25 protein-coding genes and 1 tRNA gene are annotated in these 23160 nt (G+C 71.7%); 21 read left to right on the top strand and 5 right to left on the bottom strand.

Annotated elements, in window-relative coordinates:
• Positions 1-3 precede the first annotated feature (3 nt).
• Together cobM and cbiE are read right to left on the bottom strand one after the other, a co-directional pair.
• Positions 4-753 carry a precorrin-4 C(11)-methyltransferase gene (cobM, locus tag OHT61_RS16890; RefSeq protein ID WP_329039329.1) on the bottom strand — a complete coding sequence of 250 codons (750 nt, stop codon included), beginning with the start codon at positions 751-753 and terminating at the stop codon, positions 4-6.
• Positions 750-2063 carry a precorrin-6y C5,15-methyltransferase (decarboxylating) subunit CbiE gene (cbiE, locus tag OHT61_RS16885; RefSeq protein ID WP_329039326.1) on the bottom strand — a complete coding sequence of 438 codons (1314 nt, stop codon included), beginning with the start codon at positions 2061-2063 and terminating at the stop codon, positions 750-752. The genes cobM and cbiE overlap by 4 nt, the downstream gene beginning before the upstream one ends.
• Positions 2064-2246: 183 nt before the next feature.
• On the opposite strand from cbiE, the gene OHT61_RS16880 reads away from it, so the two are divergent.
• From OHT61_RS16880 to OHT61_RS16855, 6 genes are all read left to right on the top strand, one after another.
• Positions 2247-2675, top strand: a complete 429-nt coding sequence (locus tag OHT61_RS16880; RefSeq protein WP_329039324.1) for a YciI family protein — start codon at positions 2247-2249, stop codon at positions 2673-2675.
• Positions 2676-2685: 10 nt separating this feature from the next.
• Complete coding sequence (locus OHT61_RS16875; protein ID WP_329039322.1) at positions 2686-3942, top strand: RNA polymerase sigma factor; 1257 nt, start codon at positions 2686-2688, stop codon at positions 3940-3942.
• A 124-nt stretch (positions 3943-4066) separates the two neighbouring features.
• Positions 4067-4678 carry an HhH-GPD-type base excision DNA repair protein gene (locus OHT61_RS16870; RefSeq protein ID WP_329039320.1) on the top strand — a complete coding sequence of 204 codons (612 nt, stop codon included), beginning with the start codon at positions 4067-4069 and terminating at the stop codon, positions 4676-4678.
• A gap of 205 nt (positions 4679-4883) precedes the next feature.
• Positions 4884-6407, top strand: a complete 1524-nt coding sequence (locus tag OHT61_RS16865; RefSeq protein ID WP_329039318.1) for a M28 family metallopeptidase — start codon at positions 4884-4886, stop codon at positions 6405-6407.
• Between the two features lie 174 nt (positions 6408-6581).
• Positions 6582-6878 carry a type II toxin-antitoxin system VapB family antitoxin gene (locus tag OHT61_RS16860; protein ID WP_003955420.1) on the top strand — a complete coding sequence of 99 codons (297 nt, stop codon included), beginning with the start codon at positions 6582-6584 and terminating at the stop codon, positions 6876-6878.
• 142 nt (positions 6879-7020) lie between these two features.
• The gene (locus tag OHT61_RS16855) at positions 7021-7617 is read left to right on the top strand and encodes a LytR C-terminal domain-containing protein (RefSeq protein WP_329043290.1); all 597 of its coding nucleotides are present in this window, start codon (positions 7021-7023) and stop codon (positions 7615-7617) included.
• A 43-nt stretch (positions 7618-7660) separates the two neighbouring features.
• On the opposite strand, the gene upp is transcribed toward OHT61_RS16855, so the two are convergent.
• On the bottom strand, positions 7661-8296 hold the full coding sequence (gene upp / locus OHT61_RS16850; RefSeq protein ID WP_014155095.1) for a uracil phosphoribosyltransferase: 636 nt from the start codon (positions 8294-8296) through the stop codon (positions 7661-7663).
• A 115-nt stretch (positions 8297-8411) separates the two neighbouring features.
• Here upp and OHT61_RS16845 point away from each other — a divergent pair, with 115 nt between their 5' ends.
• The 4 genes from OHT61_RS16845 (at position 8412) to OHT61_RS16830 (ending at position 10098) form a co-directional block, all read left to right on the top strand.
• Complete coding sequence (locus OHT61_RS16845) at positions 8412-8648, top strand: hypothetical protein (RefSeq protein ID WP_329039315.1); 237 nt, start codon at positions 8412-8414, stop codon at positions 8646-8648.
• Positions 8649-8864: 216 nt separating this feature from the next.
• Positions 8865-9425: a tRNA adenosine deaminase-associated protein gene (locus OHT61_RS16840; protein WP_329043289.1), complete on the top strand. Its 561-nt coding sequence runs from the start codon at positions 8865-8867 to the stop codon at positions 9423-9425.
• An 81-nt stretch (positions 9426-9506) separates the two neighbouring features.
• On the top strand, positions 9507-9935 hold the full coding sequence (tadA, locus tag OHT61_RS16835) for a tRNA adenosine(34) deaminase TadA (protein WP_329039313.1): 429 nt from the start codon (positions 9507-9509) through the stop codon (positions 9933-9935).
• Positions 9936-10013: 78 nt separating this feature from the next.
• Positions 10014-10098: transfer RNA gene (locus tag OHT61_RS16830), tRNA-Ser, on the top strand.
• Between the two features lie 74 nt (positions 10099-10172).
• Here OHT61_RS16830 and OHT61_RS16825 read toward each other — a convergent pair.
• The gene (locus OHT61_RS16825; protein WP_329039312.1) at positions 10173-10910 is read right to left on the bottom strand and encodes a hypothetical protein; all 738 of its coding nucleotides are present in this window, start codon (positions 10908-10910) and stop codon (positions 10173-10175) included.
• Positions 10911-11138: 228 nt separating this feature from the next.
• On the opposite strand from OHT61_RS16825, the gene OHT61_RS16820 reads away from it, so the two are divergent.
• From OHT61_RS16820 to OHT61_RS16795, 6 genes are all read left to right on the top strand, one after another.
• On the top strand, positions 11139-11777 hold the full coding sequence (locus OHT61_RS16820) for a TetR family transcriptional regulator (RefSeq protein WP_329039310.1): 639 nt from the start codon (positions 11139-11141) through the stop codon (positions 11775-11777).
• 96 nt (positions 11778-11873) lie between these two features.
• Positions 11874-13493, top strand: a complete 1620-nt coding sequence (locus OHT61_RS16815) for an MDR family MFS transporter (RefSeq protein ID WP_329043288.1) — start codon at positions 11874-11876, stop codon at positions 13491-13493.
• Positions 13494-13888: 395 nt separating this feature from the next.
• Positions 13889-14053, top strand: a complete 165-nt coding sequence (locus tag OHT61_RS16810; RefSeq protein WP_167344453.1) for a hypothetical protein — start codon at positions 13889-13891, stop codon at positions 14051-14053.
• 10 nt (positions 14054-14063) lie between these two features.
• Positions 14064-14357, top strand: a complete 294-nt coding sequence (locus tag OHT61_RS16805) for a Dabb family protein (RefSeq protein ID WP_329039309.1) — start codon at positions 14064-14066, stop codon at positions 14355-14357.
• Positions 14358-14543: 186 nt separating this feature from the next.
• Complete coding sequence (locus tag OHT61_RS16800) at positions 14544-15401, top strand: RNA polymerase sigma factor SigF (RefSeq protein ID WP_329039308.1); 858 nt, start codon at positions 14544-14546, stop codon at positions 15399-15401.
• A gap of 234 nt (positions 15402-15635) precedes the next feature.
• Positions 15636-16502, top strand: coding sequence for an RNA polymerase sigma factor SigF (locus OHT61_RS16795; protein ID WP_329039307.1), 867 nt, complete (start codon positions 15636-15638; stop codon positions 16500-16502).
• 362 nt (positions 16503-16864) lie between these two features.
• Here OHT61_RS16795 and OHT61_RS16790 read toward each other — a convergent pair whose 3' ends face one another.
• On the bottom strand, positions 16865-17080 hold the full coding sequence (locus OHT61_RS16790) for a hypothetical protein (protein ID WP_329039306.1): 216 nt from the start codon (positions 17078-17080) through the stop codon (positions 16865-16867).
• Positions 17081-17406: 326 nt separating this feature from the next.
• Here OHT61_RS16790 and OHT61_RS16785 point away from each other — a divergent pair, with 326 nt between their 5' ends.
• From OHT61_RS16785 to OHT61_RS16765, 5 genes are all read left to right on the top strand, one after another.
• Positions 17407-17919, top strand: a complete 513-nt coding sequence (locus OHT61_RS16785; protein ID WP_329039305.1) for a MarR family winged helix-turn-helix transcriptional regulator — start codon at positions 17407-17409, stop codon at positions 17917-17919.
• 23 nt (positions 17920-17942) lie between these two features.
• Positions 17943-20423, top strand: a complete 2481-nt coding sequence (locus OHT61_RS16780) for an MFS transporter (RefSeq protein WP_329039303.1) — start codon at positions 17943-17945, stop codon at positions 20421-20423.
• A 182-nt stretch (positions 20424-20605) separates the two neighbouring features.
• Positions 20606-21421: a YceI family protein gene (locus tag OHT61_RS16775; protein WP_329039301.1), complete on the top strand. Its 816-nt coding sequence runs from the start codon at positions 20606-20608 to the stop codon at positions 21419-21421.
• Between the two features lie 284 nt (positions 21422-21705).
• Positions 21706-22176 (top strand): PPOX class F420-dependent oxidoreductase, encoded by a 471-nt coding sequence (locus tag OHT61_RS16770; RefSeq protein WP_329039299.1) that lies wholly within the window; start codon positions 21706-21708, stop codon positions 22174-22176.
• A gap of 11 nt (positions 22177-22187) precedes the next feature.
• The gene (locus OHT61_RS16765; protein ID WP_329039296.1) at positions 22188-23135 is read left to right on the top strand and encodes an NAD(P)-dependent oxidoreductase; all 948 of its coding nucleotides are present in this window, start codon (positions 22188-22190) and stop codon (positions 23133-23135) included.
• Positions 23136-23160 lie beyond the last annotated feature (25 nt).

The raw sequence follows: 23160 nt of genomic DNA, 5'->3' as shown, positions 1-23160 counted from the left end.
CCCTCAGCAGGTGTGGCGGTCCCGCGCCGGGGAGTACAGGTGGCTGTCGCGGAACTGCTCGGCGCCCAGCGTCCGTCCGACCATGATCACCGCGGTACGGATCACTCCGGCCGACTTCACCTGGTCCGCGATGGTCTCCAGCGTCCCGCGCAGGACGATCTCGTCCGGACGGGAGGCCATGGCGACGACCGCGGCGGGGCAGTCCGCGCCGTAGTGCGGCAGCAGTTCGGCCACGACCCGGTCCGCGTAGCGCGCCGCCAGGTGCAGCACGATCAGTGCCCCGCTGCGGCCCAGCGTCGCCAGGTCCTCGCCCTCGGGCATCGCCGTGGCACGCTGCGCGATCCGCGTGAGGATCACGGTCTGCCCGACGGTGGGCACCGTCAGCTCGCGCTTGAGGGCAGCCGCGGCGGCCGCGAACGCGGGGACGCCGGGGACGACCTCGTACGGCACACCGGCCTCGTCGAGCCGGTGCATCTGCTCGTTCACGGCGCTGAACACCGAGGGGTCGCCGGAGTGCAGCCGGGCCACGTCGTGGCCCCCTTCGTGGGCCCGTACCAGCTCGGCGGTGATCTGGTCGATGTCGAGCAGCGCCGTGTCCACCAGCCGGGCGTCCGGCGGGCACTCCGCGAGCAGGTCGCGCGGCACCAGGCTGCCCGCGTACAGGCAGACCGGGCTCGCGGCGAGGATGCGGGCGCCGCGCACCGTGATGAGGTCGGCGGCACCGGGGCCCGCACCGATGAAGTACACGGTCATCTGTCGTCTCCTGGAGCGTGCGAGGGGTCTGGGGCGGTCCGGAGGTCCTGAGGGGGCGCGGCCGCCGGCTTCCGTACGGACCACTGCGTGACCGGCATCGCCTGACGCCACCCCGTGAACCCGCCGACGGGAACCGCGTGGGCCACCGCGAGGCGGACCAGGTCGCCGCCGTGGAGCCGGTACCACTGGGTGAGCAGCGCCTCGGACTCCAGCGTGACCGTGTTGGCGACCAGCCGGCCGCCGGGGGGCAGCGCGTCCCAGCAGGCGTCCAGCAGTCCGGGTGCGGTGAGCCCGCCGCCGACGAACACGGCGTCCGGCGCGGGCAGCCCGGCCAGGGCGTCCGGCGCCCGTCCGGTGACCACGCGCAGCCCGGGCACACCGAGCCGTCCGGCGTTGCGGGCGATGCGCCCGGCGCGCACGGGGTCCCGCTCCACGGTGACGGCGCGGCAGGAGGGATGGGTGCGCATCCACTCGGCCGCGATCGATCCGGAGCCGCCGCCGATGTCCCACAGGAGTTCGCCGGGCGCGGGCGCGAGCACGCCGAGGGTGGCGGCCCGCACGTGGCGCTTGGTCAGCTGCCCGTCGTGCTCGTAGGCCTCGTCGGGAAGCCCGGGGACGGCTCCGAGACGGAGGGCGTCCGCTGCGCGCACGCAGTCGAGGGCGATCACGTTGAGCGGGTCGCCCGGCGGGTGTTCCCAGGTGCCGGCGGTGCCGTCCAGGCAGTCCTCGTCCGTGCCGCCGAGCTGTTCCAGCACCCGCATCCGGCTGGGCCCGAAGCCCAGGTCCCGCAGCAGGGCGGCCACGGCGGCGGGAGTGGCCGCGTCGGCGGACAGGACGAGCACCCGGCGCCCGTGGTGCAGCGCGGCGGCGAGCCGGCTTGCCGGCCGGCCGACCAGGGTGACGGTCTCGGTGTCCTCCACCGGCCAGCCCAGCCGGGCGCAGGCGTACGACACGGAGGACGGGTGCGGCAGGACGTGCAGCGCCCCGGCGCCCAGCTCATCGGCCAGGGCCCGGCCGATGCCGTAGAACATGGGGTCACCGCTGGCCAGGACGGCGGTCCTGCTGCCCGCGTGCGCGGCGAGCAGCCCGCGCACGGCCGGCCGCAGCGGCGAGGGCCAGGGCACACGGAGCCCCGTGCAGTCCGGGGGGAGCAGCCGCAGCTGGCGCTCGCCGCCGATCAGGACCTCGGCGTCCGCGAGGACGGCGCGGGCCTGTCCGGTGAGACCCGTCCAGCCGTCGGCGCCGATCCCCACGACACTCACGGCGGACGCGGGCGCCGGGGCGCGGGGCGGAGGGGATGCGGGGGACACGGCCGGTACCTCGGGGTGTTCGTCGGACAACGCAGCCGAACTCTACGGGGGCCGTCTCCGGCCCCGCGCGGCGGAGTGATTCCGGGAAAACGCCCGCGTGGTGTCGAGACCCCCCGGCCGGCTCCGACGTCCCCTGTGAGAGCCGCCCGCACGGGGCGGCGGAGCGGATCCGAGGAGCACACCATGAAGTACCTCGTGATGGTTCAGGGCTCGCAGGCCGACTACGAGGCGATGGGCGGCACGGCGTCGGCCGCGAGCCCGGCCTGGAGCGAGAAGGACCTGAAGGCGATGTTCGCCTTCATGGAGGACGTCAACAACGATCTGGCCGAGTCCGGCGAGATGGTGGCCGGCCACGGCCTGGCCGCACCCGCCATGACCCGCACCGTGCTTCCCGGCCCGGACGGCAGGCCGGTGATCACGGACGGACCGTACGGGGAGACGAAGGAACTGCTCGCCGGGTACTGGGTGCTCGACTGCGAGAGCCTGGACAGGGTGACCGAGATCGCCGCCCGCATCGCGCTCTGCCCGCAGCCCGAGGGCGCCCCGGTGTACCCGGTGGTGATCCGGCCGATCATGGACGACGGCGGCGAGCTCACGTCCGCCACCGGCTGAGAGGTGACGGGTGGACCACGGCCCGAGCGACACGGAGGACCTGCTGCGCCGGTGCGCGCCGCAGGTCCTCGGAGCGCTCGTGCGCCGGTACGGCCACTTCGACACGGCCGAGGACGCCGTGCAGGAGGCGCTGCTCGACGCGTACCGGACGTGGCCGTCCCAGGGGGTGCCGGGCAATCCGAGGGGCTGGCTCATCAGGACCGCCTCACGGCGGCTGACCGACCAGCTGCGCAGCGACTCGGCGCGCCGCCGGCGCGAGGAGAGGGCCGCCGCGCTCGCGTCCCGCGACACCCGCACGTCGTCGGCGCCGGGGGTGGACCGGGCGCCGTCCGACGACGACACCCTGACCCTGCTCTTCCTCTGCTGCCACCCCGCGCTGTCGCCCGCCGCGCAGGTCGCGCTGACCCTGCGCGCCGTGGGCGGCCTGACCACGGCCGAGATCGCGCGCGCCCATCTGGTGCCCGAGGCGACGATGGCCCAGCGGATCAGCAGGGCCAAGCGGAAGGTGCGAGGGGAGCGGTTCCGGCAGCCGGGGCCCGGCGACCGGGACGCGCGGCTCGCGGCGGTGCTCCAGGTGCTCTACCTGATCTTCAACGAGGGGTACACCGCGACCTCGGGCAGCACCCTGCACCGCGCGGACCTGGCCCGCGAGGCGATCCGGCTGACCCGTGCGGTGCGCGCCCTGCTGCCCCGGGACGGCCGGGTGACCGGACTGCTGGCCCTGATGGTGCTCACCGAGGCCCGCGGTGCCGCCCGCACCGGACCCCACGGCGAGCTGGTGCCGCTGGACGAGCAGGACCGCTCCCGCTGGGACCGCGCGGCCGTCCGGGAGGGCACCGCCCTGGTCGAGGAGGCCCTGTCCGAAGGCCCCGCCGGCCCGTACCAGCTGCAGGCGGCGATCGCCGCGCTGCACGACGAGGCGGACCGCGCCGAGGACACCGACTGGCCGCAGATCCTCGCCCTGTACGACGTCCTGGTGGCTCTGGCCCCCGAGCCGATGGCGGAGCTGGGCCGGGCGGTCGCGCTCGCCATGGTCCGGGGGCCGCGGGCCGGCCTGGCCGCCGTGGCGGCCCTGGAGGACCGGCTCGCGGGCCATCACCGGCTGGACGCCGTGCGGGCCCATCTGCTGGAGAGGGCCGGGGACGGGGAGGCCGCGCGCACGGCGTACCGGCGGGCCGCGGACCACACGCTCAGCGAACCCGAGGCCCGGTACCTGCGGATGCGGGCATCCCGGCTTGTACGGCCCGGCACGGACGGCTCCCGGTAGGGCCCCGGCACCTCCGGCGGTGGTCCGTGCATCCGCCCCGGCACCTCCGGCGGTAGTCCGTGCACCCGCCCCGGGACCCGCCACCGACTCGCCGATCCCGGCCACTCTCGCGATCATCGAAAGCATGAGCAAGAGCGACAGCGGCGGAGACCGCACCGTGCGTATCGCCCAGCAGCCCGACGCGGACGCGCTGCTGGCCCGCAGTCCGCTGGCGGCCCTCGTCGGCATGCTGCTGGACCAGCAGGTGCCGATGGAGTGGGCCTTCACCGGCCCCCTCACCCTGGCCCGGCGGATGGGCGCGGACGATCTGGACGCCGGGGCGATCGCCGGTTACGACCCCGAGGCCTTCACCGGGCTGTTCACCGAGAAGCCCGCCCTGCACCGCTACCCGGGCTCGATGGCCAAGCGGGTGCAGCAGCTCTGCCAGTACCTGGTGGCCGAGTACGAGGGGCGCGCCGAAGCGGTCTGGGAGGACGCCCCCACCGGTGCGGACCTGCTGAGACGGCTCAAGGCGCTGCCCGGCTTCGGCCCGCAGAAGGCCCAGATCTTCCTCGCGCTGCTGGGCAAGCAGTTCGGCGTACGGCCGGAAGGCTGGCGGGAGGCCGCCGGCGCGTACGGCGAGCAGGGGGCGCACCGCTCGGTCGCCGACATCACCGGGCCGGAGTCCCTCGTCGAGGTGCGGGCGTACAAGCAGCGGGCGAAGGCTGCGGCCAAGGCGGCCGGGACATCCGGATGATCACGCCCGGGCCGTGCGGACCACCGGGGGCCGGGAACCGCGCCTCGCCTACAGGCGGCCGTGCGCGGGGCCGCGCCGTCGCCGACAGGCCATGCTCGGGCCGGGAACCGTCCCACCGGTTCACAGGAACCGGCGGGCTCGCTAGCTTTCCTGCACACCCGTTCGCACCGGAAGGACTCCTGTGTACGCAACTCGTCGCAGAGCCATGGCTGTTGTGGCCGCCACCGCCCTGGCCACACCACTCCTCCTCGCCGCGTCGCCCCACCACGGGCACCCCTCGAACGACCCGGCCAAGGAGGCCGCCAAGCTCTCCCGGAAGCTGGTCGAACGCTCGTCCGCCAAGGACGCGTTCCGGCACCTGGAACGCTTCCAGGCCATAGCCGACTCGGCGGACGGCCACCGCGCGGCCGGCTCGCTCGGCCACGACGCCTCCGCCGCCTACGTCTACCGGCTGCTCCAGAAGGCCGGCTACCGGGTCGGCTACCAGGCCTTCGACTTCATCTACACCGAGACCCTCGCCCAGAAGCTCTCCGTGGTCTCGCCCAGGCCCCGCGACATCGGCATCAAGGCGATGACCTACACCCGCTCCACACCCGAGGGCGGCATCACCGCCGCGCTCGCCGCGGTCCCGGTCGACGACACCACCGGCTGCGAGGCCGCCGACTACGCCGGGGCGGCGTTCACCGGCAAGATCGCCCTCATCAAGCGGGGCGGCTGCTCGTTCGCCCAGAAGCAGGACGCGGCCGGCGCCGCGGGCGCGGCCGGCGCGGTGATCTACAACAACACCGAGGGAGTCCTCTCCGGCACCCTGGGCGAGGTCGCCGCGGGAAAGATACCCACCGGCGGTCTCACGCTGGCCGAGGGCGAGAAGCTCGTCGCCGACCTGGACAAGGGCGAGGTGAAGGTCTCCTTCGAGATCCGCCAGCTCCAGGAGGAGCGCACGACCCGTAACGTCGTCGCCGAGACGCGCGGCGGGAACGCCGCGAAGACGGTCATGCTCGGCGCCCACCTCGACTCGGTCACCGACGGCCCCGGGATCAACGACAACGGCTCCGGCTCGGCCGGTCTCCTCGAAGTCGCCCTGGAACTCGCCAAGACGCACCGCGACCCCGCCAACAAGGTGCGCTTCGCCTGGTGGTCGGCCGAGGAGAACGGGCTGCTCGGCTCCGAGGCGTACGTCGCGAAGCTCTCCGACGCGCAGCGCGAGCAGATCGCGCTCTACCTCAACTTCGACATGATCGCGTCCCCGAACGGCGCGCAGTTCGTCTTCGACGGTGACGACTCCGACGGCGTGGGCGAGGGCCCCGGCCCCGAGGGATCGGCCCAACTGGAGCGCGACATCAACGACTTCCTGGACCGGAAGAACAAGCCGCACACCGGCACGGACTTCACCGGACGCTCCGACTACGGGCCGTTCATCGAGGCCGGCATCCCGTCCGGCGGCACCGACACCGGCGCCGAGGGCATCAAGACGGCCGCCCAGGCCGAGACCTTCGGCGGGACGGCGGGCATCGCGTACGACCCCTGCTACCACGCGGCCTGCGACGACCTCGACAACGTCGACATGGGCCACTTCGACACCAACATCGACGTGATCGCCAACGCCGTGGGCACCTACGCCCACGACCTGCGCTCCCTGAGCCGCCCCGCCCCCGCGGCATCCGCCACCGGTGAGCCCGCCGGCGGCGGAGGGCTCCGCGAGGGCCACGCCCACGGTGTCACCGAGTAGGAGCCGCCCGGACCGGCGACCGCGGGCGGTGGGCCACACCCACCGCCCGCAGCGTGACACACCGGAGCGGAACCGGGCCGTGCGCCGTATTCGGCCGAATGATCCCGCGGTGCCCGCCATCGCAGTCCCGTCCCGTGGCTGCGCCCGGAGGCCCCGGCCCGGTAGGCTTTCCGTGTGATCTTCAAGCGCATCGGAAATGGGCGGCCATATCCCGACCACGGCCGGGAAAGCACCCGACAGTGGGCGGATGTCGCGCCGCGTCCGGTCCGCCTGGACCAACTGGTGACCACCAAGGGCCAGCTGGACCTCGAAACCCTGCTCGCCGAGGACTCCACGTTCTACGGCGACCTCTTCGCCCACGTCGTGAAGTGGCAGGGCGACCTCTACCTCGAGGACGGGCTGCACCGCGCCGTACGCGCCGCGCTGCAGCAGCGCCAGGTGCTGCACGCCCGCGTCCTCGAACTGGGCTGACCACGCCACTCCCACCCGTGGAGCATTTCGGCGCCTTTCGGGTGCTTTTATGCTCGGACGGGTGCCATAGGTTGATCGTTTAGTAGGCATCATCACCGGGTCGCACTACGCTGCGCCCATGAGCATGCTGACCCCTCCCGGCATGGGCGGAAAGTACCGCATCACGGGTAACACCTATCCCCGTATGCGCCGCCCCCGTCATCGCCGCAAGCTGGTTCTCTCGGCGGCCGCGGCCGCGGTGGCCCTCGGCCTGGCCGGTTGGGGCACTCTCCAGATCGTCGACGTCTTCACCGGCGGCGACGGGCGGGCGAACGCGGCGTCCCACCCGCGCGCCTGCCCCTCCCCGAAGGCCTCGGCACAGGCGAAGGTGCTCCCGAAGCCGGCCGCGATCAAGGTCAACATCTACAACGCGACGCCGCGCAGCGGACTGGCCAAGGCCGCGGCCGACGAGCTGAAGAAGCGCGGCTTCGTCATCGGCAAGGTGGACAACGCCCCGGCCGCCTACGACAAGAAGGTGCCCGGCACCGGGATGCTGCTCGGCGGCCCGACCGCCATGAACGGCTCGTTCCCCGTGCTCGCCACCCAACTGCCGGGCGCCACGCAGAAGACCGACACCCGCAGCACGGCGGACATCGATCTGATCATCGGTACGAAGTTCACGACCTTCAGCACCCCCGCGGCGGCGGCGACGGCGCTCGTGGCCCTGACGAAGCCCGCCCCGGCGCCGTCCTCCTGCTGAGAGTCCAGGAGGCCCGGGCGCCGGGAGGCACCCGCATCCGGGGTCAGTCGGCCGTGCCGTACATCCGGTCACCGGCGTCGCCGAGGCCCGGCACGATGTAGCCGTTCTCGTTGAGCCGCTCGTCGACCGAGGCCGTGACCACGGTGACCGGGGTTCCGGCCAGCTCGCGCTCCATCACCTCGACGCCCTCGGGCGCCGCGAGCAGGACGACCGCCGTCACGTCGTCGGCGCCGCGCTTGATCAGTTCCCGGATGGCCGCGACGAGCGTGCCGCCGGTGGCCAGCATCGGGTCGAGGACGTAGACCTGACGGCCGGAGAGGTCCTCGGGCATCCGCGTGGCGTACGTCTCCGCCTGGAGCGTCTCCTCGTTGCGGATCATGCCCAGGAAGCCGACCTCGGCGGTCGGGAGCAGCCGCACCATGCCGTCCAGCATGCCGAGACCCGCGCGCAGGATCGGCACGACCAGGGGCCGCGGGTGGGACAGCTTCACGCCGGTCGTGGGCGTCACCGGGGTCTCGATGTCGACCTGCTCGGTCCGCACATCCCTGGTGGCCTCGTACGCGAGGAGGGTGACCAGCTCGTCGGCGAGCCGCCGGAAGGTCGGGGAGTCGGTGCGCTTGTCGCGCAGTGTGGTGAGTTTGTGTGCCACCAGCGGGTGGTCGACGACGTGGATCCGCATGCCGTCAACAGTAGCCGGGCCCCGGACCCGCTTTCCGCCAGTCCGCGCTGGCATCAACCACCTGTTCGGGGGGAAGGTGGGGGCATACGGACCCAGGCTTGGGGTGGTGTGTCGATTGCCCGACGGGGAGCAGCGGAACCAGCGGCGGACCGGACGCGACGCGCGCGACCTGCCCGACGCGCAGGAGAGCGCGGCGGACGCGCAGGAGAGTGACGCTGTGCGCCGGAGGCGCAGGGCCCAGTTCCTGCGCGAGCTCCACGAGGCGAAGCAGCTGCGCGACCGCGTCCAGCCGCGCAGAGCCCGTGCGGCCCGTATGCGCCAACAGATGCGGATGCGTACGTTCCGCTGGTGAGACCCCCTCCCGAGACCGCCCGGCCGTCCGGAAACGACCACCGGGAGACCGCCCGCCGGCCGGTCCTCCAGGAACTGATGGCCGACGCAACGGTCGAAGAGGTCTCGCATCGCGCTCGTTTCTGCCACGATGCCGATTGGGCGGGGCCCAGAGCAGCCGGAGCACCGGCTGCCCTCCCGTCGGACCGATTCGCCTATGACCAGTGGGAGAGTCCCGGTGTACTTCGCCGCACTGCTCGCGCGCACCGAAGACGGGTGGGAAGCGAGCGATACAGAGCTCGACGATGTGGAAACCCTGTCCGACCTGACGGACCTGGCCCGTGAGGCCTCGGTGGACGAGGACACCGTCCTCGTCTACATCGAGCAGGAGGACGCCTGGTTCGGCATCCTCCGGGTGGACGGTGAGGAGGACCCCCGTATCTACGTCTCGGACGCGTCCGCCGCCGCCCGCTCCTCGTACGGGGAGATCCTGCTCACCGACGAACTGCTCGGCCGCGAACCAGGGGCCGAGGACGAGATCGCCGCACTCGAGGAGCTCGTCGACCTCGACGGCACGGAGGACGGCGAGCCCGACCGGCCCGAGGACCGCGACGACGAGGTCACGGCCTCCGACCTCGACCACGACCCCGACGCCGTGCCGGCGGGGCCACTCGGGGAACTCGGGGTGCTCGCCGACCTCGGGCTGTCCGAGAAGGGCCTGCTGACCCTGCGCACCGACGCCCTGGCGGACATCGCGGACGCGCTGGGAGCGGCCGAGGTCCTGGAGGCCGTCCGCTAGGGTCCGCGGGTGAACGCGCCACCACCCGACCCCTCCTCACCGCCTCCGCCCGATCCCGTACGGGATCCGTGGAAGGCACCCATGCGCCATGCCCTGGACGAGGCCGCGCAGGCGGCGTCGGCCGGCGATGTGCCGGTCGGCGCCGTCGTCCTCGGCCCGGACGGCGCCCCGCTCGCCACCGGCCACAACGAACGCGAGGCGACCGGCGACCCCACGGCACACGCCGAAGTCCTCGCCCTGCGCCGGGCCGCCGCCGCGCTCGGTGCCTGGCGGCTGACCGGCTGCACCCTGGTCGTCACCCTGGAGCCGTGCACCATGTGCGCGGGCGCACTCGTCCAGTCCCGCGTCGCCCGGGTGGTCTACGGCGCCCGCGACGAGAAGGCCGGCGCCGCCGGCTCGCTCTGGGACGTCGTACGCGACCGGAGGCTCAACCACCGCCCCGAGGTGATCCACGGCGTCCTGGAGGACGCCTGCGCGAGCCAGTTGACGGCCTTCTTCCGCGACCGCTGACCGGTCCGCACCACCGCCCGGCGCCGTCTCGCGTAACCGATTTCGGACCTGGGCCCGGGATGGTCTAAGCTCTCTCTCGGTAGCGTGTCCGAGCGGCCGAAGGAGCTCGCCTCGAAAGCGAGTGTGGGGAAACTCACCGAGGGTTCAAATCCCTCCGCTACCGCAGATGGATGAAGGGACCGACCCGCTTGGGTCGGTCCCTTCTCTGCGTCCCGTCTCAGTTCCCGTCTCAGTTGCTCACCGGAGGCTCCCTGTTCCGCGACGGGTCGACTGCGCGAACTGCTTCCCCGCGACGATCTCGGGTCTCGGCATGTAGCCGCGGACGTCCTCCACGGACAGGATCAGCGCCAAGGGCTTCGAGGTGTCGAACCGCCGGTTGAGCGTCCTGGCGAAGTCGGGCGAGAACACGACCGGCGCGGCCAGCGTGGCCAGGTACCCGCAACCCGCGAGCATGACCACGCGACTGCCCGGCTCGAAGGGGTTGGGGGCGAGGATCACCAAGGCGTGGTCCTGCTTGACCTCGGCGTTCCTCGTCTCGCCGTACGAGACGTCGCCCTCCCGGGCGACGATGCGGTACCTGTCCTCGACGATCCGGAAGTCGTACGGCACGTCCAGCCTGCTCGCGTAGGTCTCCCACACCTCGTTCATCGCGGGCCCGCCGATGACGACCACGTTGTCCTCCGCGTGTGCGGCCATCCTGAAGGAGGCCGAACTCACGGTGCCGATCGAATGGATCTTGAGTTCGCGGGCGAGGCTCAGGCGGATGTTCATGGCCGCCAGCGCGTCCGCCTCCCAGAGCGTCTTGCCTCCGTTGACTCTGCCCACCACCGCTGTCACGGGCTTCCGGGCGTCGATGCGCCACAGGCGCGCGACGGGCCGGCTGCCCCGGTAGTACATGAGCGCGTTGCGGGCCAGCCATCCGGTCACGAACGCGATGAGCGAGGCGGCCAGATTCACCGCAAGATCGAGCGACACGGCCACTCCCCCGACTCCGCCTCCGGACCGGCCCCCCGGCCGATGCGTGCCCGCCAGCATGACCGACCGGCGCCGGACTGAGAAGACCGCGAGCGGCGACAAGGCGCCCCCGGACGCCTGGCCGGATGGCTCGGACCGTCCCTTCCGTGCGTCCCCAGCTCTCCAGGACGCAGGGGTGGTGCGTATACCTCGGGTAATAATTTTGCACGATGTGCATCTTTGCCTACGATGCACGTTGTGCCGAAGACGACGACCTCCGAACCCGGGCTCCGGGAGCGCAAGAAGCAGGCCACGCGCCATGCCATCGCGGAAGCCGCCATCCGCCTCGCCGCCGAGCACGGCGTGGAGAACGTCACGGTCGAGGCCATCAGCGAGGCCGCCGGCGTGTCACCCCGGACGTTCTTCAACTACTTCCCGAGCCACGACGACGCGTTCGTCCTCGTCGACGACGAGATCGGCGAACGGATCAGGCACTCCGTACGGCACGCCCCGGCCGGCCGGGCGCCGCTCGACGTCGTGCGCGAAGCGCTCGTCGCCGAACTCGCCGGCTTCGAGGACCGCCAGGAGCTGTGGACCCTGCAGTCCAAGGTGCTCCAGCGCTCGCCGCACCTCATCCAGCGCGGCCTGAAGGCCCATGTGGCTGAGGAGCGGGCCCTCGCCGCCGCCCTCACCGACTGGCTGGACGCCTCGGGCGCGACGGCGTCCGCGGGCTCCGGTCTTTTCCCCCGGCTGCTCGCCGCCGTCACCCAGACCGCGCTGCGGGTCGCCCTCGAGCACTGGTGCGAGCACCCCGGGGGGACCGCGCTGACGGACGCCTTCCAGGAGGTCTTCGCCCACCTCGCTCAAGGGCTCCCGCGACCGGAGTAGTCCCGGTCCCCTCCGCACCCACCGAACCTGTTCAGACCCGCATCGAAGAAGGACCCCGTGACCGCAACAGAGGCACCCGGACAGGTGCCCGCCTCCATGTCCAACCGGCAGATCCTGCAGGCCATGTCCGGCCTGATGGCCGGCATGTTCGTCGCCATCCTCGCGGGCACGGTCGTCGCCAACGCCCTGCCCCGGATCATCGCGGACCTCGGCGCGAGCCAGTCGTCCTACACCTGGGTCGTGACCTCCGAGCTGCTCGCGATGACGGCCACCGTGCCGCTCTGGGGCAAGCTCGCCGACCTCTTCAACCAGAAGCTGCTGCTCCAGCTATCGCTCGGCCTGTTCGTGGTCGGCTCCCTGGTCGCGGGCTTCTCCCAGGACGTCGGCACCCTGATCGTCAGCCGCGTCATCCAGGGTGTCGGCGCCGGTGGCCTGACGGCCCTGGCGCAGATCGTGATGGCGGCGATCATCCCGCCGCGCAGGCTCGGCAAGTACGCGGGCATCTTCGGCGCGGTCTTCGCGGTCGGCACCGTCGCGGGTCCCCTGATCGGCGGCGTCCTCGTCGACACGTCGTGGCTCGGCTGGCGCTGGTGCTTCTTCGTCGGCGTGCCCTTCGCGCTGGCCGGGATCGTGCTGCTCCAGCGCACCCTGAAGCTGCCGACCGTGCGCCGGAAGGTCCGGATCGACTGGCTGGGCGCCTTCCTCATCGTCGCGGGCGTCTGCGCACTGCTGATCTGGTCGTCCCTCGCGGGCAACACCTTCGACTGGGCGTCCTGGCAGACCGCCGCGCTGGTTGCCACCGGCGTGGTGCTGCTCTCCGCAGCGGTCTACGTCGAGTCCAGGGCCGCCGAGCCGATCATCCCGCTGGACATCTTCCGCAACCGCACGGTGACGCTCACGACCCTGGCGAGCTTCTTCGTCGGCATCGCGATGTTCGCCGGGACCGTGTTCCTCTCCCAGTACTTCCAGATCTCGCTGGGCAAGTCCCCGACGGTCGCGGGGCTCATGAGCCTTCCGCTCATCGGCGGACTCCTGGTCTCCTCGACCGTGGCCGGGCAGATCATCTCGGCGACCGGCAAGTGGAAGATCTACCTGATCGCCGGTGCCGTGGTCATGACGGCCGGCCTCGGCCTGCTCTCGACCATCGACGCCGACACCCACTTCGGCCTGCTCAGCGTCTACATGGCGTTCATGGGCATCGGGGTCGGCATGCTGATGCAGAACCTCGTCCTCGCCGCGCAGAACGACGTGCCCGCTCACGAACTGGGCGCGGCCACCTCCGTGCTGTCCTTCTTCCGCAGCCTCGGCGGCACCGTCGGGACCAGCGTGCTCGGTGCGGTCCTCGCCAACCGGGTGGCGGACGAGATCTCCAGGGGACTCACGGAGAAGGGCATCCCGGTGGCCGGCGGAGGCCACGGCAGTGCGGTGCCGGACATGACCAAGCTGCCCGAGCCGATGAAGGACGTCATCGAGCACGCCTACGGGATCGCGACGGGCGACCTCTTCCTCGTCGCCACCCCGTTCGCCTTCCTCGGCCTCCTCGCCGTCCTCTTCATCAAGGAGAAGCCCCTCAAGACGACGAGCGGCATGGAGCGCCTGGCGACCGAGGACGCTGCCGCCGACGGCACGCCGGTCACCGTCCCCGGCCCGCGCGGCGGTGAGCCCGCCGGCACCCCGGACGGCGCGGCCGGGACGGTCGGCCTCCGCAAGGACTGACCCGCATCCGGCGGACGTACGGCGAAGGGCCCGGCGCGGTGCCGGGCCCTTCGTGTGTCGCGGAGGGGGAGCAGGTCGGGGGAAGCGGCATCGGGGGGACAAGCCGCTTCCCCCGATGAGAACGGACACCAGGGCCCTCACCGCGGTCGGGGGACGTACGCGGTGGGGACCTCGGGGAGGTCCCGTTCCTCGGCCCGCACATTCCTGCTCAACCGGCGGGCCTGCTTTCCATCCTCCTCCCTCTCGTACACCCCATCCGGGGTCAAAGGGCCCGATTCGACCAGTCCTTGGTCCCTAAAAGGCGTATCAGTGATCGAAAACAGCCACCGGATACGACCATACGTGCGGCTACAATCTCCCGACTGCACAGGTGATCGAAGGGGAGAGGCGGGACTGTGGTGCAAGCGAAGAAGATCGCGCTCTACTTGATTGTGGTCTTCGTGCTGTACACGATCATCACGTCCCCGGAACGTGCCGCCGACCTCGTGCAAGTGGGGTTCGAGGGCATTTCCAGTGCCGCCCAGGGCGTCGGAGACTTCATGTCCGAGCTCGTGAAGTAGGAGAACCCCCATGATCCGCCACCTGGTCCTGTTCAAGCTGAACGAGGGCGTCGAGCGCGAGGACCCGAGGGTCGTCGCCGGAGCCCAGGCGTTCCGCGAGCTCGGCGGGCAGATCCCGGAGCTGGAGTTCTGGGAGTGCGCCTGGAACATCACCGACCGGCCGATCGCCTACGACTTCGCCATCAACTCGGCCGTCGCGGACGAGGACGCGCTCAAGCGGTACGTCGGGCATCCCGCACACCAGGCCGCCGCCGGTCAGTGGACCGCGTTCGCCACTTGGGTGATCGCCGACTACCCCTTCTGACGCGCTCCCCGATCAGGCACGCGAGGCCCCTCCCTTTCAGGAGAGGGGCTTTTCGCCATGTTTAAACCAAAACGCCCTCAACACGACTCTATGCGGTGCTTGCACACAGTGGACATGTCTTGTGATGCTATGACCGCTTTTGACGGATGAGTTGACCGTAGTTGACCGCAAAGGGGTGGCGACACCGTGCCGGCCAGTACAGCGCCTCAAGTCCCGCCCCAGAACGTCCAGACGGACGACATCCAGACCGAGACCCCCGACCCCACCACGCCCGCCAGGACCCGGGGCGCGGACACCCGGGCGCTCACCCAGGTGCTCTTCGCGCGGTTCAAGGACCTCGAACCCGGTACCGCGGAGCACCACCGCGTGCGCACCGCGCTCATCGAGGCGAACCTGCCCCTCGTGCGCTACGCGGCGGCCCGCTTCCGCAGCCGGAACGAGCCGATGGAGGACGTCGTCCAGGTCGGCACCATCGGCCTGATCAACGCCATCGACCGCTTCGACCCGGAACGGGGCGTCCAGTTCCCGACGTTCGCGATGCCCACCGTGGTCGGCGAGATCAAGCGCTACTTCCGGGACAACGTGCGGACCGTGCACGTGCCGCGCCGCCTGCACGAACTCTGGGTCCAGGTCACCGGCGCCACCGAGGACCTGACGACCGCTCACGGCCGCTCCCCCACCACGGCCGAGATCGCCGAGCGGCTGAAGATCTCCGAGGAGGAGGTCCTCGCCTGCATCGAGGCGGGCCGCTCGTACCACGCGACCTCGCTGGAGGCGGCCCAGGAGGGCGACGGACTGCCCGGCCTCCTCGACCGGCTCGGCTACGAGGACCCCGCCCTGGCCGGGGTCGAACACCGCGACCTGGTACGCCACCTGCTCGTGCAGCTGCCCGAGCGCGAGCAGCGGATCCTGCTCCTGCGCTACTACAACAACCTGACGCAGTCCCAGATCAGCGCCGAACTCGGCGTCTCCCAGATGCACGTGTCAAGGCTTCTGGCCCGCAGCTTCGCCCGTCTGCGATCCGCAAACAGGATCGAGGCATAGCTTGAACGGGTAGACCGGAGAAAGATCTGTTCCGCAGGCGTAAAAGCCCCACACCCCCTGTTTCCTGCGCACTTTCGCCGCTGACTTGTCGACATGTCACTACAGCGTGTTGCCGACATGTGACATTCTGCTCGAACCGCGTTTGCCGCAGCCCTACCTCCGGTATTCAGGTGGAGGCTGCGTTCCTCCGATGGTCGTGGCCACCGCGACCGTCCGCGACCTCAAGGGGGTGGCATGTCCGCAGAACAGGGCAGCTCGAAGGTGCTCACGCTCACGAAGAGCGTGCCGGCACCTGACGTGCTCACCAGCTCGTCGGAAGCCATCGACACCCGCACCCTGTCCCGCTCCCTGTTCCTGCGGCTCGCCGCGCTGGGTCCCGCTTCGGGCCCCGACGGAACGGACAGCCCGGAGCGGGCCTATGTGCGGGACACACTCATCGAGCTCAACCTCCCTCTCGTGCGGTACGCGGCGGCACGGTTCCGCAGCCGTAACGAACCCATGGAGGACATCGTCCAGGTCGGCACCATCGGCCTGATCAAGGCGATCGACCGGTTCGACTGCGAACGGGGCGTGGAGTTCCCGACGTTCGCGATGCCGACGGTCGTGGGGGAGATCAAGCGCTTCTTCCGCGACACCTCGTGGTCGGTGCGGGTGCCCCGCAGGCTCCAGGAGCTGCGCCTCGCCCTCACCAAGACCAGCGACGAGCTCGCCCAGAAACTCGACCGCTCACCGACCGTCCCGGAACTCGCCAAGGCCCTCGGGGTGTCCGAGGAGGACGTGGTCGACGGCCTGGCCGTGGGCAACGCCTACACGGCGTCCTCGCTGGACTCCCCGTCCCCGGAGGACGACGGCGGCGAGGGCTCGCTCGCCGACCGCCTCGGCTACGAGGACGCGGCGCTGGAGGGCGTCGAGTACCGCGAGTCCCTCAAGCCGCTGCTCGCCAAGCTCGCGCCGCGCGAGCGGCAGATCATCATGCTGCGGTTCTTCGCCAACATGACGCAGTCGCAGATCGGCGAGGAGGTCGGCATCTCGCAGATGCACGTCTCACGGCTGCTGACCCGCACACTCGCCCAGCTCAGGGAAGGGCTCGTCGCCGACTGACCCCGGCGGGCCGACGCGTAACGGTCCACGGCCGCCCGGGCACCGGGCTCCTCGCCCGGCGGCCTCACCACGTCCGGCTGAGCCCCTACGGCCACCGGACCCCGCCGGCCCGCGAGGTCGCGGCCTCACCAGGTCCCGCGGAATCTCCACCGGCCCCCGCGGGGACGCGAGTTCGGCATTCCCTGGTGGCGTACGCCCCCGCCGGACGCACCCGTTGACGTACGACGCCCGAACGCAGCCGCTCCCGCACCGGCGAGCGGGGCGGGAGCGGCTGCGTGAGAAGGGGGCGCGCACGGCGCGTCCTCCGGCGACCCGGGAACCGGGCGACACGGAGGGCCGGCGGCGCGGCGGACGGAGTCCGGTCAGCCGAGCGCGAGCCAGGCGACCGCACCGAGGACGAGGACGACCGCCACGACGGCCGCGATCACTCCGGTCCTCGGACCGGACGAGGTGGCGGCGGGCTGCTGCCTGCCCTGCGGCTCGCCGTCGTCGACGAACGCGCGGAACATCTGCGTGCTGCCCGCCGGGTCGTGAGTGCCCTCGGGGCCCGGCTGCGGGGCGTGGGGGTTATGTGCCATGGCCCAGGACCCTAGCGAACGCAGGCCTTTCGCCCAACCCCCGGGGATGCGGCGGGTGATACCCCTCCCTCGCGCCCACGGCCTCTTCACCCTTTGGCCAGGGGCGCTGCGCGGCACACACCGGCCGGAGGACGACCCGGGGTCTGTGACGAGGAACACATCCGGCGCGGGCCACCCCCGCGTGCGCTGGGCGCTTGACCTGCCCCCTGCACGGGCTTTTGCGTTCCTTTACTTATGCAAGGCCGATTTCGTTTGCCTGCGGCAACCATCTGCTCCTATCGTTGCCCTAAGCAACAAGATGTCCCTGCGAGATGTATGGAGGGCCGGTGGCGGCACGGAGCCAGTACGAAGAACTGGCCCGGCAGCTCAGCGCCGTCGGAGCCGTCAAACGGGGCCTCGCCCGCATCCTGCCCGCCGAGTGTCCTGGTGGCTCGGCCACCGTGCTGACGCTGCTGGCCAGGTACGGCGAGATGCGGATCACCCGGCTGGCCGAGCTCCTGGCCGTGAACATGTCCGTGACCAGCAGACATGTGACCCACGCGGTGGAGAACGGCTGGATCGAACGGTCCCCGGACCCGGCGGACAAACGGTCCCGCATCCTGCGGCTGACCCCCGCGGGGCACGAGGTGCTCGACGAGCTGACACGGCGGACGACCGAGATGTTCGCCCATCACCTCGTCGACTGGTCCGACGACGAGGTCGGGCAGCTGAACACGTTGCTGTCGCGGCTGCGCGACAGCTTCTCCTGCCGCGGCTCCGGGGGTTGCGCCCCCGGGAGGCACAGCGGCGAGTGCCGCACCGGGCACCCGGCCGATTCGCACACCCGTACACCCGTGTAACAGAAGCAAAGAGAAGGAAACACATGGCTACGACCACACCATCCGGTGTGCGGGGCGGCCACGCCAAGCACGGGGCCGTCGAGGCCCCCGCAGGCACGCCGATGACACACCGGCAGATCATGGAAGCGCTGACCGGGCTGCTGCTCGGCATGTTCGTCGCGATCCTGTCGTCGACGGTCGTCTCCAACGCCCTGCCCGAGATCATCTCCGACCTCGGTGGCGGCCAGAGCGCCTACACCTGGGTCGTGACGGCCGCGCTGCTGTCCATGACCGCCACTACCCCGCTGTGGGGCAAGCTCGCGGACCTGTTCAGCAAGAAGCTGCTGGTCCAGATAGCCCTGCTCATCTACGTCGGCGGCTCGGTGGTGGCCGGTCTGTCGACGAGCAGCGGCATGCTCATCGCCTGCCGCGTCGTGCAGGGCATCGGCGTCGGCGGTCTCTCCGCCCTCGCCCAGATCGTGATGGCCGCGATGATCTCCCCGCGCGAGCGCGGGCGTTACAGCGGCTACCTCGGCGCGGTCTTCGCCGTCGCCACCGTCGGCGGCCCGCTGCTCGGCGGTGTCATCACCGACACCAGCTGGCTGGGCTGGCGCTGGTGCTTCTACGTGGGTGTGCCGTTCGCGATCATCGCCCTCTTCGTGCTCCAGAAGACCCTGAAGCTCCCCGTGGTCAAGCGCGAGGTCAAGGTCGACTGGTCGGGCGCGTTCTTCATCAGCGCGGCGGTCTCGCTGCTCCTGCTCTGGGTGACCTTCGCGGGCGACAAGTACGACTGGGTCTCCTGGCAGACCTGGACGATGCTGGGCGGCACCGTCGTCCTCATCGGGATCTTCCTGCTCATCGAGTCGAAGGCCAGCGAGCCGATCATCCCGCTGCGCCTCTTCCGCAACCGCACGATCACGCTGGCCTCCGTGGCCTCGCTGTTCGTCGGCATCGCGATGTTCGCGGGCACCGTGTTCTTCAGCCAGTACTTCCAGCTGGCGCGCGGCAAGTCCCCGACGATGTCGGGCGTCATGACGATCCCGATGATCGCGGGCCTCTTCCTGTCCTCGACCATCTCGGGCCAGGTCATCACCAAGACGGGCCGCTGGAAGGCATGGCTGGTCACCGGTGGCTTCCTCGTCACCGCCGGCCTCGGGCTGCTCGGCACGATCCGCTACGACACCGAGTACTGGCACATCGCGGTCTTCATGTTCGTCATGGGCCTCGGCATCGGCATGATGATGCAGAACCTGGTGCTCGCCACGCAGAACCAGGTGGCCCCGGCCGACCTGGGCGCGGCCAGCTCCGTCGTCACCTTCTTCCGCTCCCTCGGTGGTGCGATCGGTGTCTCGGCGCTCGGCGCCGTCCTCGCCAACCGCGTCACCAGGTACGTCAAGGACGGGCTCGCCGACCTCGGTCCCGAAGGCGCCGCGATGGGCCACGGCGGCACCGGCGGCGGGGGCATCCCCGACCTGGACAAGCTCCCCGCACCGTTCCGTACGGTGGTGGAGGCCGCCTACGGTCACGGTGTCGGTGACGTCTTCCTGTACGCCGCGCCGGCCGCGCTCGTCGCGTTCGTGCTGACCCTCTTCATCAAGGAGGTCGCGCTGAAGACGAGGGCGGGCAACGACAAGCCCGAGACCGCGGAGGTGCCGGAGGCCGTCGAGGCCGCCACCGCGCCTGCCCTCCAGGCGACGGCGGCGCTTCCCCGGGCCGACGCCCCGGTCGCGGCGACGGCCGCCACCGAGCCGACGGTCCAGGGCACACCCGTACGCGGTGTGGTGCGCGGCGCGGAGGGCGCACCGGTCGCCCAGGCCGCCGTCACGCTGATCTCGCTGGGCGGCCGCCAGCTCGGGCGTTCCGTCGCCCAGGCCGACGGCGGTTACGTCCTGGACGCGCCGGGCTCCGGCAGTTACGTCCTGATCGCGTCCGCCGACGGCTTCCAGCCCCAGGCGTCCACCGTGGTGGTCGGCGACGAGGCCGTCGCCTACGACATCCTCCTCGCCGGGACGAGCGGTCTCTCCGGGTCCGTGCGGACCGTCGAGGGCGGCGCGCCCGTCCAGGGCGCCATGGTCGTGGTGACCGACGTGCGCGGCGACGTGCTGGCCACGGGCGTCTCGGGCGACGCGGGTGAGTTCACCTTCGGTGAGCTGATCCCCGGCTCGGTGACCGTCGCTGTCACGGCCGCGGGCTTCCGCCCGCTGGCCCTGCCGGTGGACATCGGCGGCCAGGGCGTCACCCGGGTCGAGGCCGCCCTGCGGTCCGGTGCGCTGGTGCGCGGCGTCGTCAGGGCCGGCTCCGGCCGGACGCCCCTGACCGACGCCCGCGTGACGCTCATCGACGCGGCGGGCAACGTCGTGGCGACGTCGACGACCGGGGAGGACGGCGTGTACGCCTTCACCGACCTGGACGCCGGCGAGTACTCCGTGATCGCGACCGGCTACCCGCCGGTGGCCGGTGCGCTGACCGTGGCCGGCAACGGCGTCGACGGCCACGACATCGAGCTCGCCCACCCGGGCGCGTAACTCACGGAAGATCCACAAAGACCCCTGGCGGAACAGCACTTCGAGCGGAGAGGCTGAGCCGCCGGCGGAAAAAGGGCCCCGGGCGGGGCCGGCAGGCAGGGGACGGCCTGCCGGTCCCGCCCGGGGCCCGACTCATCGGAGTCGCTGCCTCACCAGTGATTCGAGCAAGGAGAGAAAACGGGATGGGACTTCGCGCACAGGTACGGACACGGGACGGCTGGGCGGTCCAGCACGCGGTCGTCACGGTGACCGACATGACGGGCACCCAGATCCTGCGGGCCGCCGCCGACGAGAACGGGGCCGTCCGCACCGAAGACCTCCTGCCCGCCGGCGCGTACACGGTGATCGTCACGGCGGTCGGTTACGCCCCGGCCGCCTCCACCGCACTCGTCACGGCCGGCGGGCGGGTGGAGGCCGGCACCGTGGTGCTGGCCCGGCAGGGCGGCGTGGAACTGCCGCCGCCGGGCACCTGGTCGCTGGACCCGGTGCACTCCTCCGTGGCCGCGGTCGCCCAGCACCTGGGGATCTCCAGCGTCCACGGCCGGTTCACCGAGTTCGGCGGGCGCATCGAGATCGCCGAGGACGTACAGCGCTCGCGGGTCGACGCCTACATCGCCTCGAACAGCATCGACACGGGCAACGCCATGCGGGACAAGCACCTGCGCTCGGCGGACTTCCTGGACGTGGAGGTCTTCCCCGAGATCACCTACCGGTCCCGCGCCCTGACCCCCGCGGGCCCCGACCGCTGGACCGTGAACGGCGTGCTGACGATGCACGGCGTCGCCCGCGACGTCGATCTGGACCTCAGCTACCTGGGCACGGGACCCGACCCGTGGGGAGGCGTGCGGGCCGCGTTCCACGCGACGGCGGAACTGCGCCGCGACGACTTCGCCATGAACTACAACCAGGTGCTGCAGGCGGGGATCTCCGCGATCGGCACGACGCTGCGCATCGAACTCGACATCCAGGCGGTCCAGGGCGAGGCCGTCCCGGCGTAGGGCCCGCAGGGCCACCTCGGGCCGCCCTCCGGCACGGTCCCGCCCCCGCCCGCTCCCGTCACGGGGACGCGGCGCCGGGCGCAGGGCGGGACCGCGCGGCCACCGCCTAAAGGCTGTCCCGTCGTCCCCGGTGGATCGGCGCGCGGCGTCGGATGCGGTGCATCGCACGGCGGAGGGACGTCCGCATACTGGGTGCATTCGGGCGTTCCGACAACGCGGCGAGGCGCCGTAGCTGTCGTCGCGCGCCCGCCGGGGATCACGGGACAGCCCTTAGGCTGGGCCGTATGGCACCCGACATCGCGACCAACACCGCCGTGGAACTCGCGGACCTGCTGGACTTCGTGCGCCCCAGGCACCGGGCGATCCTGCTGACCACCCGGGCCGACGGCCGCCCCCAGGGGTCGCCGCTCACCTGCGGCGTCGACGACGAGGGCCGGATCGTCGTCTCGACCTACCCCGAACGGGCCAAGACCCGCAACGCCAAGCGCGACGACCGCGTGAGCGTCATCGTCCTGTCGGACGACTGGAACGGCCCGTGGGTCCAGATCGACGGCTCGGCCGAGGTGATCGACTCACCCGACTCGGTCGAGCCCCTGGTCGAGTACTTCCGGAACATCTCCGGGGAGCACCCGGACTGGGACGAGTACCGCGCGGCGATGGTCAAGCAGGGTAAGTCCATCATCCGGATCACCCCGGAGCGCTGGGGCCCCGTCGCCACCGGTGGTTTCCCCGCCCGCCTGGCCGGCGGCAGCTGACCCGTACGCCGATGAAGCCGCCCTCTGGGGGCCCGCTGTCACGGGCCCGCCTGCTCACCTCGCCGTCCGTCGGCCCGTCCGTGGTCCGCGAACTGGAACGCGTCACCGGCAGGCCGGCCGGACCCGGGGACGGCGCCGGACCCGACGACCCCTTCGTGTACGTGGGCGACGTCCTGCCCGACGGCCTGCGGACCTCGCGGCTGCTCTGGTTCCACAGCGTCAACGCCGGCACGGACGCCCTGCTGGCCTCCGGGGCCTGGCCCGAAGGCGCCCTGCTGACCCGGACGGTCGGCCGGATGGGCGAGCGGATCGCGCAGTACACGCTGGGCTGGATCCTGGCCGAGTGCCAGGCGGTGGCAGAGCACACCGCCCAGCACGCGCGGGCCGAATGGCGCCGCCTCCCCTCCGAACTCGCCGCAGGGCACACGGCCGTCGTCCACGGCACCGGCCGCATCGGATCGCGCGTGGCCGGGCTCCTGCGGGCGTGCGGGATCCGCACGGTGGGCGTCGGCCGCACCGCGCGCGCCGCACCCGCGGACTTCGACCGGGTCGTCCCGGCCGGGTCGGCCGACGAGGACGCCGCCCTCGCGGACGCCCGGTGGGTGGTGTCCACGCTCCCCCTGACCGACGCGACGGAACGCTTCTTCGACGCCGCGCGGTTCAGCGCGATGCGGGGTGCCTCGTTCATCAACGTGGGCCGGGGTGCGACGGTCGACATGACCGCGCTCCGGGACGCCCTGGACAGCGGGACCGTGCGGCGGGCCGTGCTCGACGTACTGCCGGACGAACCCGCGGGCCCCGACCACCCTGCCTGGGTGCTGCCGCACACCGTGATCACCTCGCACTCGTCCGGCGTCACGGCCGACGAGGACGTCGTCGCGGACTTCGCGGCCTGCTGGGAGGCCGTGACCGCAGGCCGCGTGCCCGCACTCGCCGTGGACACGCGCCGGGGCTACTGACGGCGCCTTCCGTCACCCGGTCGGT

The sequence above is a fragment of the Streptomyces sp. NBC_00178 genome (genome assembly GCF_036206005.1).
Lineage (GTDB): Bacteria > Actinomycetota > Actinomycetes > Streptomycetales > Streptomycetaceae > Streptomyces.
Note: the sequence above shows the minus strand (reverse complement) of the source record. Positions and strands in the feature narration are given on the sequence as shown.

Coding starts and splice junctions, on each gene's coding strand:
- cobM (WP_329039329.1), bottom strand. CDS start 753: ATGACCGTGTACTTCATCGGTGCGGGCCCCGGTGCCGCCGACCTCATC.
- OHT61_RS16880 (WP_329039324.1), top strand. CDS start 2,247: ATGAAGTACCTCGTGATGGTTCAGGGCTCGCAGGCCGACTACGAGGCG.
- OHT61_RS16870 (WP_329039320.1), top strand. CDS start 4,067: ATGAGCAAGAGCGACAGCGGCGGAGACCGCACCGTGCGTATCGCCCAG.
- OHT61_RS16865 (WP_329039318.1), top strand. CDS start 4,884: ATGGCTGTTGTGGCCGCCACCGCCCTGGCCACACCACTCCTCCTCGCC.
- OHT61_RS16855 (WP_329043290.1), top strand. CDS start 7,021: ATGGGCGGAAAGTACCGCATCACGGGTAACACCTATCCCCGTATGCGC.
- upp (WP_014155095.1), bottom strand. CDS start 8,296: ATGCGGATCCACGTCGTCGACCACCCGCTGGTGGCACACAAACTCACC.
- tadA (WP_329039313.1), top strand. CDS start 9,507: ATGCGCCATGCCCTGGACGAGGCCGCGCAGGCGGCGTCGGCCGGCGAT.
- OHT61_RS16820 (WP_329039310.1), top strand. CDS start 11,139: ATGCACGTTGTGCCGAAGACGACGACCTCCGAACCCGGGCTCCGGGAG.
- OHT61_RS16815 (WP_329043288.1), top strand. CDS start 11,874: ATGTCCAACCGGCAGATCCTGCAGGCCATGTCCGGCCTGATGGCCGGC.
- OHT61_RS16805 (WP_329039309.1), top strand. CDS start 14,064: ATGATCCGCCACCTGGTCCTGTTCAAGCTGAACGAGGGCGTCGAGCGC.
- OHT61_RS16795 (WP_329039307.1), top strand. CDS start 15,636: ATGTCCGCAGAACAGGGCAGCTCGAAGGTGCTCACGCTCACGAAGAGC.
- OHT61_RS16790 (WP_329039306.1), bottom strand. CDS start 17,080: ATGGCACATAACCCCCACGCCCCGCAGCCGGGCCCCGAGGGCACTCAC.
- OHT61_RS16780 (WP_329039303.1), top strand. CDS start 17,943: ATGGCTACGACCACACCATCCGGTGTGCGGGGCGGCCACGCCAAGCAC.
- OHT61_RS16775 (WP_329039301.1), top strand. CDS start 20,606: ATGGGACTTCGCGCACAGGTACGGACACGGGACGGCTGGGCGGTCCAG.
- OHT61_RS16770 (WP_329039299.1), top strand. CDS start 21,706: ATGGCACCCGACATCGCGACCAACACCGCCGTGGAACTCGCGGACCTG.
- OHT61_RS16765 (WP_329039296.1), top strand. CDS start 22,188: ATGAAGCCGCCCTCTGGGGGCCCGCTGTCACGGGCCCGCCTGCTCACC.